Below are 16,730 nucleotides of genomic sequence, written 5' to 3' on the forward strand. Positions count from 1 at the left end.
AATTATTGGCAGAATTTTCTCAAAAAGCACGCAAGTTCAAGTTAATTCAACAGCAGTACCAAAAATCGTTGACATTGACTGTTGTGGATTGCATAATAACGTCTTTGCAACCTGCATCATAGCAATACCCGTATTGTTAAAAGATTTTTGATGCTGAATTCTGGCCTGAATCTGTTGAATCAAAGCAAAACCCACAAATTGCACAACTCGCTGCCAGAAATCGGGGCGATGTTCAAAAATTTCGGGAAACGTCTTCTCATAAGCACTAGCTAATGCAACAATTGAAGGCTGAAGCTGTTCCAAAGGCGTTATCGCCAAGCCTAAAGATTCCTCAAGACTCAAAGACTTACTGATAACTAAGCTACCCAGCCAGATAATTACATAGCTACAAATGAGAGTTCCTAAATCCATTGCTGGATCTCCCCAAGCACAACGTTCCCAATCAATCAACTGTATAATATTTGTACCGTGTTGCTGCCACTTGCTGTGCAAAAGGATATTATTCAGCTTCAGGTCATTGTGGGTAAGACAAGAGGAAGTAAAAGTGCTACCTAATTGGGCGATCGCTTGTCCCAAATCATCATACCGCTGATAGAGGGCAAAAAACCTCAACCCGTCATCTGGCACTGAACCAAAAATTTCCGGCGAAATCCTTTCCAACCTCTCGATAAAACTTTTTACAAAGTCAAAAGCAGATTTTTGAGAATTTTGCTCGAAAAAATCTTCATATTCTGAGCGGTTGAAAGTATCACGATGAATAGTTGCAAGAATTGTACCAATTGCCGTACCGATTTCACTGTTGAAGCTATTTTCCTTTTGGTAAAAATCAATTAAATCGCGATAGTCATCTCTGTAGGTTTGGACAATAATGGAATTCTCTCTGTCAAAATGCAGTACCTCTGGCAAAAATAAGCGTAGGTGATTCAGTTTTGAAAATTGCTGTAAAAATTCTTTCAGCAGCCACTCACCCAAAAACTCACCTGCTGCTTTCCCCTGTTTATGTCGCTCTTGCTTAACCAGAAGTTTACTACTGTTATGAAAACTTACTAATAAGTTAAAGTTCTTAGCGAAAACTGGCTCTATCTTACTGGTTGCTCGTTCGGAATTATTGCATAAGTTATGCTCAACTAAATACTCGAAAACATTATGAGATTTTAACAGGAATGGCATACGTTTTTCTAACAAGTGCTTTGGCAAAAACTAAAATATTTTCTTATTCGTAATAATAATACCGAGAGAGCATCCCAATGCATATAAAATAGACGGATATGCTGTACAGTAAGTATTGCTTAGTAAGCTTTCTGTCGGTGACTTTATCCTCGAACATCTAAAATAGAAGATGGATTTGAATACACATAGTCAGTTTCCTGTCAATGCATAAGTCTTAAATATAAAACTTTCCATGCCTATCCAAACTATTGGTATTTTAAGTCCGGGTGATATGGGACAAGCGATCGCAGCTGTTCTCAATCAACATGGATTAAAAACTATTGCCACCCTAAATGATCGCAGCGAACGAACTCGACAATTAGCAGCCGCAGCCAACATCCAAGATGTGGGTTCCCTCACACAATTGGTAATTGAATCTGATGTGGTGCTGTCAGTTCTAGTCCCCGCAGCGGCTACTCAAGCGGCGAAGCAAGTAGCTGAGGCGATCGGCAATGTGGGTAAATCTATTCTCTACGTTGACTGTAATGCGATCGCACCCCAAAAAGTGATAAATATCGGTCAACTCATTGAATCAGTTGGGGGAACATTCGTAGATGCATCAATTATTGGCCCACCACCACGAGTTCCCAATCGCACCCGCATTTACACTTCCGGAAAACAAGCAAGTCAACTCCTACAACTGCGAGATCATGGCTTAGATGTGCTGGTAATTAGTGATGAAATTGGTCAGGCTTCCGGGTTGAAAATGTCCTACGCCGCTTTGACAAAAGGACTTACAGCAATCGGCACAGAATTACTAATTGCAGCCCATCGTCTAGGTTTGGATAAGGAACTATGGGATGAAGTATCTAGTAGTCAAAAAGAACTTGCTAGCATCTTAACCCGTTCCATTCCATCGATGACACCGAAAGCGCATCGGTGGATAGGAGAAATGGAAGAAATTGCCGAAACCTTTAAAGAGTTGGGTCTAACTGAGCGCATTTTTGACGGAGTAGCTGACGTTTACCGTTTGGTAAAAGACACCTCCTTGGGTAAGGAAACACCAGAAGAGTCTAATCGCGATCGCCCCTTGGATGAAATCATTACAATCCTCTCCAACGAAGCAAGCTCGGACACTTAATCTTGAGTATTTTATCGATGGGGATTGGGGGAGATGAGAGAGCAAGGGAGCAGGGGAGCAGGGGAGAAGTTGCAGTAAGTTTTTCCCCTCCGCCCCTTTCCTCCTCTGCCCCTCTGCCTCCTGCCTCCATCCTAAATAGCTTTCATTGGCAGACTAACAACAAATGTCGCCCCCTTTCCAATTCCTGGACTTTCGACCGAGACTGTGCCACCGTGTAATTCTACCAAGTGACGGACGATCGCTAACCCTAATCCTAGTCCGCCATGCGATCGCGTGCTGGAACTGTCAGCTTGACGAAAGCGTTCAAATACATGGGGTAGGAATTCGGCAGCAATTCCCGCTCCCGTATCACTCACCCGAATTTGCACGTAAGATTCAATGCATTCTAATTGCACATCAACTCTGCCGCCCTTGGGTGTAAACCTGACAGCGTTGGAGAGCAAATTCCACACAACCTGTTGCAAGCGGTTGGCATCACCCACAACTACCTCTACTTTCAGGTCGAATTTACATTTGATGCTAATCTCTTTAGCCTGGGCTGCTAGGTACATAGTATCGATTGCCGCCTCGACAACTGATACAAGTTCTATCTGCTCCATACTTAAATGAAGTGTGCCTCTAATAATCCGCGAGACATCGAGGACATCTTCAATCAGTTGCGCCAGGGATCTAGTATTACGCTCAATTATCTCTAGTGCCTGGCCAGTAGTAGCCTGATCAAACTTGCGAGTTCTAAGTAACTGCGTCCAGCCCAGTATAGCGTTGAGGGGTGTACGGAGTTCGTGGGAAAGTGTGGCGAGAAACTCATCCTTCATGCGGTTTGCAGTTTCGGCATCAGCGCGTGCTGCTTGTTCGCGTTTAAGCAGTTCTTCGCGTTCTTGCTCTGCTTGCTTGCGATCGGTAATGTCAATCATGAATCCGTGTAGTAGCTGCGGTCCATGTTCATCCCGCACCACATTCACAATGTCATACAGCCAGACAACTCTGCCATCAGCAGCCAACATTCTGTATTCAAATTCGTAATTATTCAGTGATAGAGAAGATTCTTGGCAATACTCGATAGCCCACAGCTGATCTTCTGGATGCATGTATTTTGCCCAGAAATTATCGGTGTACCAGTCTGACAATGGATAGCCGAGAATCTCAACAGTTTGTGGCCCTACGTAGGTAAAATTCCCAGTAGTGGCATTTACTTCCCAAGGAATGACGCGGACTTTTTCAGTGAGTGTCTTTAAGCGTTTCTCGCTTTGTCTGAGCGCTACTTCTGCTAACTTGTGAAGTGTAATATCTGTGATTAAAGCAACAAATCCTTCAACTTTCCCCTCCTGACTGAACTGGGGAATGTAAGTGACATTCACGTAATGATTTGTACCATCTTTATGGGGTAACTGAGTTTCGTAAGTTACTTGCTCTCCTGAAAGTACCGCTTCTACATGAGGAAGAATCGACTGATAAACCGACTCTCCCAAAATTTCTCTAATGTGTTTACCAGAAATTTCGCAAGCAGGAAGCCCAAACCAGTCTTCATATTCTTTGTTATTAAAACGATAACGCTGCTTCCCATCAACATAGCAAATCCGTACGGGCACAGCATTTGTAATTAAGCGCAGTTCATCTTCTTGTTGGCGCAGTGCTGTTTCTGCTCGTTTGTCTTCTGTGATGTCGCGTTGAGTTCCCCACGCTCTCACTAAAAGCCCATTTTCAACAATTCCCACCAGATTATTCAAAAAATATTTGGAATTACCTTGCTTATCTATTTCATGAGACTCGGCATCAATTAGTCGGTAGTTAGAACGGATAAAGTTACGCAGGTATGCAATATTATGTGGATCGGAGGCAACAAGAAAGTCTCCTAGTCTGACACCGATAATATCTTCGGCACGAGAACAGCCATACATCTGCGCCATAACATTGTTGCATTCTGCCAGGTAAACATATTGGTAAAAATGTTGAATTTGTTCATCTTCTGGACAATCTGCTGAAATTGGTACTTCCAGTTCGATGCACCAAATACCTTCTGAACTCTGCTCTAAAAAAGTGCGGTAGCGTTCTTCGCTTTTGGAAAGGGCAAGCTCTGCTTGTTTGCGTTTGCTTAAATCAATTACAAAAGAGATAATATCACCTTGGTTATTTTCTAACAAAGCAGAACTTAACAGGATAGGAACGCGGCTGTGATCTTTGCGGATGTATTCGTTCTCAAAGGGTTGACACACACCTTTAGCTGTGAGTTCTGCGTAGGCGTAGCCCGCCGTAGGCATCGCACTGTTGTTAGTTTCAATATATTCTGGTGGAATCATGTCGCGCCATCTGACTCGCCCTGCTAGCAAATCCTCCTGTGAATAACCTACCATTTCTAAAAAAGCATCATTAGCTTCTGCGATCGCCCCGTCCATATTGGCTACAATTACCCCAATAATGTTGGACTCTACCAACCTTTTAAACCTGCCTTCGCTCACCTGTAGTTTCTGCAAACTCGTTTGAAGATGTTGTTTGGCAGTGCGTAATTCTAAGTTCAGCAAGTTAATAATTGTTGTCACCAGCACAAACAAGCCTAAGCGCACTATATTGTCTAGACTCGCAACCAAGAGCGAAAACACTGGTTCTAAGAAAAAGTAGCTGACGGCAAAAGTAGACAAAGCAGTAGCCAGTAACCCTGCTTCCATGCCGCCATACCAGGCACTAACCGCCACAGCAGCGAAAAACAGCAGGAAAATAGTTTGGTTCAGTAGTGGCTGTAGCAATAGTGTTAGTAGCAATACGCTACCAACAGTCAATAGTGCCACAGCATAGGGCGCTAGAAGGGAACGTATTCCTTTCAATGTAGCTTCTCCTTTTATGCAGCTAGCTAAAGGATTATTCCCAAAATCAGCTACAAAATACGTAGGTGTAGCCCTTCGTAGACATCGCTCATCAACATTTATTATGCATCGGAAAAATACACACTTAAGCAGTTACTTGCTGCGATATCTAAAATAGTCAAGTTTAGATTTAGCCAATCTTCAATAAACTGATAATTATCGCTCTAATTATATATGTTTTATTTTTAAGTCTTTGTCAAAAAGTTTCTACTACAATACTAATTTTAAAAGCGTATAACTTGCCTTCTAATTGTGAACTTATCCAAAGAAAAAAAGCAATTCAACTCAAGCCAGCTATCAATATAATCTACGTCTGGAATTGCCATCTAGTTGGGTTTTGTCGGAATTAGTTGGATCAATCATGCACTTTTTGCGTTATTAGTAATCAATAGACTAGGGAATAGGCATAGTGCATGGGACATGGCAAATAGAAATAATTACCAATGCCCAATCTTCAGTGCCCATTACCCCTTATCCCCAGAGGGGGCCCCACCTTCCCCAATGCCCAATGCCCAATAATCATGGCTCGTACTCCTACATTAAATTTTGATCGTGGCACATTAATTTTGCATCCACCACCACGCGGCAAAGGTTGGATGGACTATGCTACGTGGGATGATAGAGTTGAAAAATTCCGCATTCCAGCAATTAGATATCGATCGCTAGTGGAAGCACTACAAGCGGAAGATGTGAATTTTATCGATGAGGCAAAGCAATTTTATCCTGTAGATTTGGTTCCTACTCTGGAAATGGAACCCTATCCCCACCAGACGGAGGCGTTAGCGGCTTGGAAACTAGCGGGTAGACAAGGGGTGGTTGTACTTCCGACGGCAGCGGGAAAAACTTATTTAGCGCAAATGGCGATGCAGTCAACGCCACGCACGACGCTGATTGTAGTCCCAACTTTGGATTTAATGCATCAGTGGTATGCACATTTAGTAGCGGCTTTCCCCGATGCTGAGGTGGGATTGCTAGGGGGTGGTTCGCGGGATAGAACAGCCATTTTAGTTGCAACTTATGATAGTGCCGCAATCCATGCTGAGACGTTGGGAAATCAATATGGCTTGATTGTTTTTGATGAATGTCATCATTTACCGACAGATTTTAATCGGGTAATTGCTGAATATGCGATCGCACCTTATCGCTTGGGACTCTCCGCGACACCAGAACGCACCGATGGTAAACACGCTGACTTAAATATCCTCATTGGTCAAGAAGTATATCGCAAACGCGCTGAAGATTTGGCGGGGAAAGCGTTAGCAGAACATGAAATTGTTCAAATTAAGGTTAAGTTATCGCAACTTGAGCGGGAAAGATACAATCAGCTCATTCAAACTCGCAATGATTTTTTGAAGCAATCAAAGATTTCTTTGAGGAGTTTGCAAGGTTGGCAAATGTTCGTGCAAATGAGTGCGCGATCACAATTTGGACGTAGAGCAATGTTAGCGCATCGAGAAGCGAAAGATATCGCTTTGGGTACTGATGGAAAATTACGAATTCTAATTGATTTATTGGCAGAACATTATCCATCACGAATTTTGATTTTTACAGCAGATAATGCAACAGTTTACCGCATTTCTCAAGAGTTGTTAATTCCGGCAATTACTCATCAAACTCCTGTAAAAGAACGGCATGAGATATTAACCAAGTTTCGGGAGGGTAAATATAATACTTTAGTTGCTTCTCATGTGTTGAATGAAGGGGTTGATGTGCCTGCGGCTTCTGTGGCAATTATTTTATCGGGGACGGGTTCGGCTAGGGAGTATACTCAGCGCTTGGGGAGGGTTTTACGGAAGGGGAATATCGAGAATAAGCAGGCGATTTTATATGAGGTAGTAGCGGAGGATACGAGTGAGGAGGGGACTTCGGCTAGGAGAAGAGGACAAGGGGACAAGGGGACAAAGGGGCAAGGGGAAAGGAAAGGGAAGTTACAGGTTGTGTATGGGAGTGGGAAGGAAAGGAGTTTGAAAGCTGCAGAACAGTTAGAAATTAATTATTCAACCGGAACAAAATTTAAAATCCAAAATTTAGATGTTACCGACAGATTTACTGATGCATCGCCAAAACGGGGAGGAGATCATTCCGAAGAGACTGAAGATTGATAATAAAACTTCAGAGTTGGCGATTGAGTTAATTAATTATTTTCTATCAGCAGTGGGGAAAACTCAAGGTGTGCTTGAGCGACAACTGACTGATTTTGAAGGAGATTCTACAGATTATCGGCTGAAGCGAGGGTTAGCTTATATTCTCAAAAGCAGTTTTTGTACTTTTGAGGTGGTAAGTCCTCTGGAACCACAAATGTTAAGAGAACGAGTGTTTTCGTTGGCTGCAAAGTCTGTTTCTAGTCGAGAATCAACACAAGTTACTTTGAGTAAAATTGCTGATGAGTTAACTCAAGAACTTGAACGGGAAGTTTTATTGGAACAGGTTCGCAATGGACTATATGCTGATTTATCTGAAAATAAAATTTTGACTGTTTTTGATGCACCAACAGCGCCAGATTTATTAAATAGGTATAACTTATCTCAAGTACAGGGTGTGTTTTATAAAGCCAGTCAACTTGTATTAAATGCTCACCGGAATGTTCCGGGAGAGTATAAGTTGTTATTTCGCTATCTGAAATTGTTTCAATTGATGGCTTATATTGAGGGCGATGCTGACCACGGGTTTACAATTACGATAGATGGGCCGACGAGTTTGTTTAATCCTAGTACGCGATATGGGTTAGCGATCGCTAAACTTATTCCGGCTTTACTTCACGTTACTAAATGGAGTCTTTCTTCGATTCTCCAAACTCGTGATGCTTATACAAATACTTGGAAAACTGGGCGTTTTACTCTCAATTCTGAATGTGGTTTGGTATCCCACTATCCACCAGGAAAGCCCTACGATAGTATGTTAGAAGCATCCTTTGCTGATAAGTGGGATGCGTTAAAAAGTGGTTGGGCGTTAGAGCGAGAAGTTGATTTGATCCCAATTCCTGGTAGTGTGATGATCCCTGATTTTCGCTTAGTGCATCCTGATGGACGCACCTTCTTATTAGAAATTGTTGGTTATTGGCGACCTGAATATTTACAAAAGAAGTTTTCTCAGGTGCGGCGGGCTGGACGTGACGACTTAATTTTGGCAATTTCCGAGCGACTTAATTTAGAAAAGGCGGGAGTAAAATTAAATGATGTTCCCGCCAGAATTGTTTGGTTTAAAGATAAGTTATTGCCGAAAGCTGTGTTAGCTGTAATGGATTAATTAAGGAGAAATAAGATGAAAAGTATAGAAACAATTGCAATAGTTACTAAAGATGGTAAAATTACAGCGCAAATACCATTGGATATTCCAGAGGGTGAACATCAGGTGGTAATAGTAATTGATGAAAAGCCATTGGCACAGAAAGTAGAGAATAAAGAAAAGCGTCCTCCTCTAAACTTTCCTGTAGATAATTATGGTTATTGGCCTGAGAATCTTTCTCTGAGACGTGAGGATATGTATGGTGATTGGGGTCGCTAACTCTGTATTTCTGGATACGAATATTTTAGTTTATGCAAATGTGTCCGAATCTCCCTTTCACCAAGCAGCACTACAGGCTATTGAAAGCCTTTATGACGCAGGAATTGAATTATGGATTAGTCGCCAGGTATTGCGGGAATTCTTAATGACTCTCAGTCGTCCACAAGCATTGATGAATCCCCGACCTGTTGCGCTCATAATTGACCGTACCCGATTTTTTCAAGCTCAATTTCAAGTAGCTGACGATACCGCTCAAGTGACAGAAAGACTTTTATCTCTAATGGAGCAAATTACTATTGGTGGTAAGCAAGTTCATGATGCAAATATTGTCGCCACGATGCTAGTTTATGGTATTCCTCAATTACTAACTCACAACACAGGTGATTTTGCGAGATTTTCTGGGTTAATTACTGTGTTGCCGTTACAAAATTAGACTGCTTGCTGTAGAAGAAAATTGTAGGTTGGGTTAAACGAAGTGAAACCCAACAAATCGCGAAGAATGTTGGGTTTCGTTCCTCAACCCAACCTACGCTCTTTAAGGTTTTTGACTAAATTTATTTATGGGGATTAAAAATGTTTGACTTTTGACTTTTGACTTTTGACTTTCCCAAAGGGGCTGATTAACCCCAAACACTTCTGTGTTCCCAAAACTGGGTGACTCTTTTTTCCCACTGCTCCCAATAATCTTTGATGACTGCTGATTCAAACCAAAATACCTCTGCTGGCATTTCTGGAATCGCTACAACCAAGAGAGCGTGCTTTAGCTGAATGCCATAATCTTGATAATACTCGTTAGCTGCTCCTATGTACGCCGTAAGTTGCAGTGGATGTTCATATAAATGCTCAATTGAACCTTTAGGTTTATCTGCTGTTTTCCACTCGCAAATACAGGGAATACCTTGATAGCTGGCAATACAATCAACTTTGCCAGAATAACCCAAATTATTATGGAAAACTGAGCCTTCCACGAGTCTAACTGTGTCGATTTGTTTTAAAACTGGCTTGATACTCTCCCAATAAGGGCGACTTGCTTCGGGACAAACAGGGTTTTGACCAAGGAGGTAGCGCTCAATTTGCTTGTGTGTATGGGTTCCCCGACGACTAGCAGATGTAGTAATGCGGGTAGCTTCTTCTGTACCAACACGCGCTTTCCAGTTTAATAATCTGTCTCTATCTGCTTGTGATTTGGTGGCATTAAGTATTGTAGTCACGCTGGGAAAGCGATTTCCCTTGGCATCTACATAATATTGTTTACCATTTTCTCTCTTGGATGTGGCATTAATACGTGGTAGCAGTTGGGTATCATGCATCAGTTGGTGTGTTGACTTTAATGTGTGTGATATATTTCCGAAATAGACAGAACTGCATTTGTATTTCCCAGTATGATGTCGTATTTTATTACTAAATTATGGAACCTGTAACATTAACAGCAGTTGCAACAGCGATCGCTACTATAGTTTTAACTAAAGCTTTAGAAAAAACTGGCGAAAAGCTTGGGGAAGCAGGGTTAGAAGCAAGCGGTAAATTAATCGTACAGCTACGTAATAAAAATAAATTGCCTTTGTTAGCAGAGGCAACACCAGAAAATACACAGCCGCCGTTAGATTATGGCAAAGCTGTACTAGAGTTGAAAGCCGCAGCAGACGCAGATACCGAAATTGCTCAATCAGTGCGGGACGTTGAAGCAGCAGTAAACGCCGATCCTCAAGTAGCGCCAAAAGTCCAAGTTTTAGCAAATGGGCTGAACTCGCAACCAGCAACTATCATTAATTCTACAAAGTTAGCTGACTCTATTAAAAACGTCTTTCAAGGAAATGTTTTCACTGGTACTAATATTTTCTGATTGCATTCGCCTGGAGGAGAACAGGTAAAGTCAAATCTCGCTAGCGAAATACCGCAAAATTTGCCCTTAAGTGGGGTGGTGAAGTTTGTTGGACGTGAAGTTGAATTGCGAAATCTCCACCAAATGTTACAGGAAAATGAACAGGTGAGTATAGCTGCTGTTGCTGGCATGGGTGGACTGGGTAAAACAGAACTGGCCTTACAATATGCAAAGGCTCACCGTGAAATTTACAAAGGTGGAATTTGCTGGTTGCTGGCAAAGGCTGGAGATGTGGGTATTCAAGTTGTGCAGTTTGCCAGAACGCAGCTTGACTTAAACCCACCAGAAGATTTGGATTTACCCGCGCAAGTGCAATACTGCTTTCGGCTTTGGCGCGAAGGTAATGTGCTGCTAGTATTAGACGATGTTGGAGAATATCAACAAGTTAAGCCTTATCTACCTTCGCCATCTTCTCGATTTAAAGTGTTGATTACCACGCGCCAACACTTAGGAGCATCTATAAAGGAATTATCTTTAGATGTATTGCAACCAAAAGCAGCGCTGGAGTTATTAAAGTCATTTTTTAAAGAAACACCACAGCGAATTGAGCAAGAATTGGCTGTTGCAAATCAATTGTGTGAGTGGTTGGGATATTTGCCTTTGGGTTTGGAATTAGTCGGGCGATATTTGGCGCGAAAACAAGACCTTTCTTTCACAGAAATGTTGCGGCGGTTGGAGAAAAAGCGACTAGAACAACCCGCCCTTATTAAACCAGAAGGCGACATGACAGCACAACGGGGTGTGTTAGCAGCCTTTGAGTTGAGTTGGCAGGAATTACAAGACAGCGATAAGCAGCTTGGCTGTTTGCTGAGTTTATTTGCCGCCGCACCTATATCTTGGAAGTTGGTGGAACAGTGTTTACCAAAGGAAGACGAGGAAGAGTTAGAGGAAATTAGAGATGATACCTTGCTAAAACTGCATTTGCTACAGCGTAAAGGTGAGGGAATTTACCAACTGCATCCACTGTTAAGGGAGTTTTTCCAATATAAGCTTACAGGTTTAGAGCAGGCAGAAGAATTAAAGCGATCGCTTTGTCGGGTAATGGTAGCAGTTGCCAAAGATATTCCTGAAACACCTACCCTTAAGAAAATCACCAATGTTTCTCCCGCCATTCCTCATATAGCTGAAGTAGCGAACAATCTCATTCAATGCGTTAGCGATGATGATTTAATTTGGGCTTTCCTCGGTAACGCTACATTTTATGATGGTCAAGGTTTATATAACCAAGCTTTACCTTGGTATGAGAAGTGTCTAGAAGTCACTAAAAAGTGCTTGGGAGAAGAACATCCATCTGTCGCCCAAAGCCTCAACAACCTAGCGCAACTCTACTACTCCCAAGGCAGATACAGCGAAGCCGAACCTCTTTGCATCCAAGCTTTGGTAATCAGGCGCAAGCTGCTGGGAGAAGAACATCCAGATATTGCATTTAGCCTCAACAACCTAGCGTTACTCTACCGTTCCCAAGGCAGATACAGCGAAGCCGAACCTCTTTGCATCCAAGCTTTAGCACTCAGCCGTAAACTACTGGGAGAAGAACATCCAGATGTTGCATTTAGCCTCAACAACCTAGCGTTACTCTACCGTTCCCAAGGCAGATACAGCGAAGCCGAACCTCTTTGCATCCAAGCTTTGGCACTCAGGCGCAAGCTGCTGGGAGAAGAACATCCAGATGTTGCATTTAGCCTCAACAACCTAGCAGTACTCTACCGTTCCCAAGGCAGATACAGCGAAGCCGAACCTCTTTGCATCCAAGCTTTGGTAATCAGGCGCAAGCTGCTGGGAGAAGAACATCCAGATGTTGCATTTAGCCTCAACAACCTAGCGTCACTCTACCGTTCCCAAGGCAGGTACAGCGAAGCCGAACCCCTTTACATCCAAGCTTTAGCACTCAGGCGTAAACTGCTGGGAGAAGAACATCCTGATGTCGCCAATATCCTCAACAACCTAGCGGTACTCTATCATGACCAAGGCAGATACAGCGAAGCCGAACCCCTTTACATCCAAGCTTTGGATATTCTTGAGCGACAGTTAGGGGTGAATCATCCCGATACTGTTCATGTCCGTAATGGTTTAGCATATCTACGCGATCGCCTCCCCTCAAATCAAGAATAGACGGTTTTGTGCAAAGCGTACCGTGATAAAACTGAAAAGTGCGATCGCCTAAACTAAAATTCATATTAAACTAAGTAAAAATGCCTGATTACTTACTCAAAATGGCATTTGACTTATTCAAAATCAGCTTTTGCTTTCTCAAAAGCAGCTTTTACTTTCTCATTTTGGTGTTTTCCGCAAGCAAAAGCAGCTTTTACTTACTCAAACCCCAGTTTGCTTTCTCATTTTAGTGTTTTCCGCAAGTAAAATCAGCTTTTACTTTCTCAAAAGCAGCTTTTACTTACTCAAACCCCAGTTTGCTTTCTCATTTTGGTGTTTTCCGCAAGTAAAATCAGCTTTTACTTTCTCAAACTCCAGTTTGCTTACTCATTTGAGTAATTCACGCATTATTTTTGGTATATCATTGAGCCGAAAGCCGTCGTAGAAATCGCTTGTCGGCAAATCTTAAACGCTATTCCATTCTTCTAGCGTGATTTCCCGCTCTAGAATAACCTCAACTTCCTGACTCATCATCCGCAATTGCGGTACAGAATACTCATCATTAGAAAGAATAAGTTAGGCGATATTGCCCCGTAAACCATAAACTGATGTCTTGTTCCAGAAAAAGGGCCATCAAAGCCAAGCCATCGTAATTTGTTCACAAAATCCCGACGCTTACAGGGTATCCATCAGCTCAAGAGTCGGCTCCTTGTTGAGGTCAATATTATCAATTACTGGTAGAGAATGTCCCAGCTTTAGCCCAAGCAAAATCCAGTCTTCCAGTGTTGAGCGTAATTCATCCTCACACTCGCGCAAAGTTGATGCAAAAGCTATCACTCCTTTGCAAACAGGAATTCTACCTGCAAATGTACCATCTTCTAACTTGTCATAAATTGCTTGAGCGTAGACGCAAAGCGGCTTGTCGTCAGACATCGCTCGATCAACATAGTCGCTCAAAATAAACCTTATCGCCATGAAATCTCACGTTGTACTACCAGTTTAATCTTATGTTAAATGATGGTGTTTCGCCGATGAAGCGTCTACGCTCTACTTTCAAGTCTAAATCGACAAGCGATCGCTTGGTTTAGAAATGAGCATTACTCAAATAAATCAAATCCCTTTTCGTTTCTCAGCTTTCTGTCAAAAGTTGCTGTTAAACTACAACCATAATCTTGAGCAATCGTACCAATTAAATAATCAGAAAAATCTGCACTTCCCTGCTTAAATCGTTGTAATGCTTGATAAATTACAGAACGATTTTCTAACTCAAACACTGAACATTGCAGCATCAAGTCTATGGTGTTACTAATTTCTTCTTTACTAAATTGATAAGGGTTCCCGCGCAAAACCCAGACTAATTCACAAAGAACTATATTAGCAACAAAACATTGCTCTTCCCTTTCGATAATTTCAGCAGCTTGCTTCCACTGCTTTTATCATCTTTTGTCAAGTAACGTACTAAAATATTTGTATCAAGTCCAATCACTTGAACCTTCTTGGATTGCTACTTCCATTTCTTCTAAAGTTGCGCTTTTCATTCCCGGACGGTGTAAAAGTCCTGATAAGCTTTGAATAGGAACATTTAAAGGAATCAGTTTGACAATTCCATTTTCATCGATGACAAAATCAACCTTGCTACCAGTATCCAAATTAAGATAATCCCTAATTTCTTGAGGGATAGTTATTTGTCCTTTGCTCGTGATAGTCGCACTAGCCATGACTCAAGTTTTTTACTTGATTATACAGCAGTTTGCAAGACTCAACATCAGATGAATCAATTCAAAATTCACGCATTCAAAATTCACGCATTAAATACAGCCACGCCACTTGCGGGTGGGGTATCTAAGAGCCTTATGAGACAAGGATTCTTTCGCCCACAAGGGGCGAGGTTTTGAACCTATTTTTTTTGATAAAAAGAGTTTCTACCTCTTGCCTCCTGCCTCATCCCAACTACAAATATTTACGCTGTTCTACTTCAAACACGCTTTATATCTCAATACAGTTCAGAATCAACAACAAAATCCTGATCTAGAGACGCGATAAATCGCGTCTTGAAAGACCAACGATCTACACCTTGGGATGTAATAAGATACAGTTCAAATTCTCCACTTTCCGGTCATGATTCCTCAAATAAGCGATCGCCTTGATGTAAACGTTCCGCAATTTGATAAGTTTGTCCTTGAGATCGCATTGTCGGAGAATGAGCAGCTAAATACCGAGATGCGGCCACTAGTACATGAATTCCAGCCGAAGTTTTACCAAGGAAAGAATACTGACGAAAAGCGGCTTCCATTTCTTGAACGACATGAAAATCACGGTTTTCTCGCAGCATCAATTTCCCCAGTTTTGCCATCAGTCTTTCAGGACTACCACCACTGTATAAATAATTAGCAACTAATTGCCCTGTCTGGTTTACTTGCTGCTGACGGTTTAATAAATCTGGTAGCTGCTGGAGCAATTGTTCGGGATTTTCTACGATGTCTTTGGGTTCTGGCAGCCTTGCTGGTGGGACATTCAAAAAACGATTTAAATATACACTCATCGCCGCATCAAACACACCTCTTAGTAGTTCGACTGTTGGTACTCTTCGTAAAGCTTGATGTACGGCATTTGCATACGTAAATGGATGGTGGGCTGAATTCCAATCTCCAAAGTCATTAATCGTGTGGAAACGAGCTACTCGTAATGCTGCTGTATAAGTAACTACACCAGCTAATTGTTCTTCAGTACAACCTGCTTTCAGTGCATTCAATAGCGAGTCTGCGATCGCTTGTGGGTCTTCACCCAATAAGATTGGTACTAGTTCATCTGTTTGTGACCAATTTCCTTGTCGAGATTTTCCTACACTTAATACAGTCGGTAATTGCTCAAAAGCTGACTCTAATATTGCCACCAAATCTACAGGGTAGCGCCAGGAATTGGATTCTTCCATCCGGGAAGCATTGGCTAAACCCGAAACTAGGCTAGCCAGAATTGATTCTGCTGCTTGCCAAGCTATAGTATCAAGTGCTTCTAATGCTTTATTGATGAAATCAACTGTATGCCCAACATCAAGATAGCGACGATCTGTAGCAGCACAGAACAGCATATCTGCTATTTGCTTTGAATTAGCTCCAGAACGAATAGCAGATACTAAACATCTTTGTGCTGCTTCCGCATCCCGTACCTGAATAAATTGGCGAAACCAGTTTTTGAGAGTTGCAAAATCTACTTTAGCATTGGGTAATGGGTGAACGACAAACTCTGGTGGCGCACCCGCACTATCATTAGCTACTGCCGACAGTCCGTGAAATAAAGCACGAGGTTTGTCTTCGACATCAAGATAAGGTAGTAGATTCATCATACAGGTGTGGATAGTCAAACCTGAACTCCAACCCGCTTTGTTATAACGAGTGCCAAATTCTAGCCCCATAAGAAATGGTTCTGTCGCTTTCACTCCTATATCTAAAAGTGCCAGCGTTGATTTCGCAATCACTAAAGAAATATTCTGCTCTAAACCGTCTAGCAGACGTTGGCGGTGGTGAGCATAAGGGTTAACTGGTGGTGCTAAATTTATCCAAACTTCACCATCACGGATTTCTACTGGGAAACAAGGAACATCATCTGCCCACGAGTCAAACGTTCCACCACTAGCAAGATCAAAGCGGGCATAATGCCAAGGACAGGTAACAATACCATCTTTGCAAGTGCTTCCTTGTAAGGGAAAGCCCATGTGAGGACAACGGTTATCAATTGCGTAAACAGTATTATTTGAGTAAAACAAAGCAATCGTATGCTTTTCCTTGTGGACTAACAAACTGCCTGCTGCCTGAACTTCTGCAAGTTTAGCAACACGGATATAATTGTCTGTTTTCGTCGCATCTTCAAATATTTGAGTCACGTCGCTTCGCTCCAAATTCAAAATTCAAAATTCAAAATTCAAAATTAATCATCCCCATAAATAAATTCAGGGGCTTGTATCCTTTTCGTTTTCGGTCATTTAATTACACATAGGTAAATGTCAAAACCCTTATTTCTACTCTGGCAAAGTTTTTCAAATTTGAGCATTTGTGCATTCTAATTTTTGTTAACTAATATCAATTCAAAAAATGTTTACGACAGATAA

Annotated in this window: 13 protein-coding genes and 1 pseudogene; 7 read left to right on the forward strand and 7 right to left on the reverse strand. The window is 41.9% G+C overall.

Going from position 1 to position 16,730, the window contains the following annotated elements; translation table 11 throughout:
* Positions 1 to 36 precede the first annotated feature (36 nt).
* Positions 37 to 1,170, reverse strand: coding sequence for an aminoglycoside phosphotransferase family protein (locus V7K89_RS01195; RefSeq protein ID WP_335183925.1), 1,134 nt, complete (start codon positions 1,168 to 1,170; stop codon positions 37 to 39).
* A 232-nt stretch (positions 1,171 to 1,402) separates the two neighbouring features.
* Between V7K89_RS01195 and V7K89_RS01200 the strand changes: the two genes are divergently transcribed.
* Positions 1,403 to 2,290: an NAD(P)-dependent oxidoreductase gene (locus tag V7K89_RS01200; RefSeq protein ID WP_335183926.1), complete on the forward strand. Its 888-nt coding sequence runs from the start codon at positions 1,403 to 1,405 to the stop codon at positions 2,288 to 2,290.
* 131 nt (positions 2,291 to 2,421) lie between these two features.
* On the opposite strand, the gene V7K89_RS01205 is transcribed toward V7K89_RS01200, so the two are convergent.
* Complete coding sequence (locus V7K89_RS01205) at positions 2,422 to 5,109, reverse strand: PAS domain S-box protein (RefSeq protein ID WP_335183927.1); 2,688 nt, start codon at positions 5,107 to 5,109, stop codon at positions 2,422 to 2,424.
* Positions 5,110 to 5,669: 560 nt separating this feature from the next.
* Here V7K89_RS01205 and V7K89_RS01210 point away from each other — a divergent pair.
* From V7K89_RS01210 to V7K89_RS01225, 4 genes are read left to right on the forward strand one after another with little or no spacing between them, the layout of a single operon-like run.
* Positions 5,670 to 7,250, forward strand: coding sequence for a DEAD/DEAH box helicase (locus tag V7K89_RS01210; RefSeq protein WP_335183928.1), 1,581 nt, complete (start codon positions 5,670 to 5,672; stop codon positions 7,248 to 7,250).
* Positions 7,180 to 8,394, forward strand: a complete 1,215-nt coding sequence (locus tag V7K89_RS01215) for a DUF790 family protein (protein WP_335183929.1) — start codon at positions 7,180 to 7,182, stop codon at positions 8,392 to 8,394. Before V7K89_RS01210 ends, V7K89_RS01215 begins: the two co-directional genes overlap by 71 nt.
* 15 nt (positions 8,395 to 8,409) lie before the next feature.
* Entirely contained in the window at positions 8,410 to 8,652 is a 243-nt protein-coding gene (locus V7K89_RS01220; RefSeq protein ID WP_335183930.1) for a hypothetical protein, read from the forward strand.
* Positions 8,633 to 9,085 (forward strand): type II toxin-antitoxin system VapC family toxin, encoded by a 453-nt coding sequence (locus tag V7K89_RS01225; RefSeq protein ID WP_335183931.1) that lies wholly within the window; start codon positions 8,633 to 8,635, stop codon positions 9,083 to 9,085. Before V7K89_RS01220 ends, V7K89_RS01225 begins: the two co-directional genes overlap by 20 nt.
* Before the next feature lie 187 nt (positions 9,086 to 9,272).
* Here the strand turns inward: V7K89_RS01225 and V7K89_RS01230 are convergent, their stop codons facing one another.
* The gene (locus V7K89_RS01230; RefSeq protein WP_335183932.1) at positions 9,273 to 9,962 is read right to left on the reverse strand and encodes a PD-(D/E)XK nuclease family protein; all 690 of its coding nucleotides are present in this window, start codon (positions 9,960 to 9,962) and stop codon (positions 9,273 to 9,275) included.
* A 98-nt stretch (positions 9,963 to 10,060) separates the two neighbouring features.
* On the opposite strand from V7K89_RS01230, the gene V7K89_RS01235 reads away from it, so the two are divergent.
* Both V7K89_RS01235 and V7K89_RS01240 read left to right on the forward strand, forming a co-directional pair.
* Complete coding sequence (locus V7K89_RS01235; RefSeq protein WP_335183934.1) at positions 10,061 to 10,495, forward strand: hypothetical protein; 435 nt, start codon at positions 10,061 to 10,063, stop codon at positions 10,493 to 10,495.
* Positions 10,496 to 10,570: 75 nt separating this feature from the next.
* A complete protein-coding gene (locus tag V7K89_RS01240) occupies positions 10,571 to 12,646 on the forward strand; it encodes a tetratricopeptide repeat protein (RefSeq protein WP_335183969.1) in 2,076 nt (691 codons plus the stop codon).
* A 654-nt stretch (positions 12,647 to 13,300) separates the two neighbouring features.
* Here V7K89_RS01240 and V7K89_RS01245 read toward each other — a convergent pair.
* The 4 genes and pseudogenes from V7K89_RS01245 to V7K89_RS01260 form a co-directional block, all read right to left on the reverse strand.
* Positions 13,301 to 13,600 carry a type II toxin-antitoxin system HicB family antitoxin gene (locus V7K89_RS01245; protein ID WP_335183935.1) on the reverse strand — a complete coding sequence of 100 codons (300 nt, stop codon included), beginning with the start codon at positions 13,598 to 13,600 and terminating at the stop codon, positions 13,301 to 13,303.
* 122 nt (positions 13,601 to 13,722) lie between these two features.
* Positions 13,723 to 14,111: pseudogene (locus V7K89_RS01250) on the reverse strand (PIN domain-containing protein).
* Positions 14,098 to 14,343 carry an AbrB/MazE/SpoVT family DNA-binding domain-containing protein gene (locus V7K89_RS01255; RefSeq protein WP_334819823.1) on the reverse strand — a complete coding sequence of 82 codons (246 nt, stop codon included), beginning with the start codon at positions 14,341 to 14,343 and terminating at the stop codon, positions 14,098 to 14,100. The pseudogene V7K89_RS01250 and the gene V7K89_RS01255 overlap by 14 nt, the downstream one beginning before the upstream one ends.
* Before the next feature lie 398 nt (positions 14,344 to 14,741).
* Positions 14,742 to 16,505, reverse strand: coding sequence for a Rieske (2Fe-2S) protein (locus V7K89_RS01260; protein WP_335183936.1), 1,764 nt, complete (start codon positions 16,503 to 16,505; stop codon positions 14,742 to 14,744).
* Positions 16,506 to 16,730 lie beyond the last annotated feature (225 nt).

The sequence above is a fragment of the Nostoc sp. genome, assembly GCF_036917515.1.
GTDB lineage: Bacteria > Cyanobacteriota > Cyanobacteriia > Cyanobacteriales > Nostocaceae > Nostoc.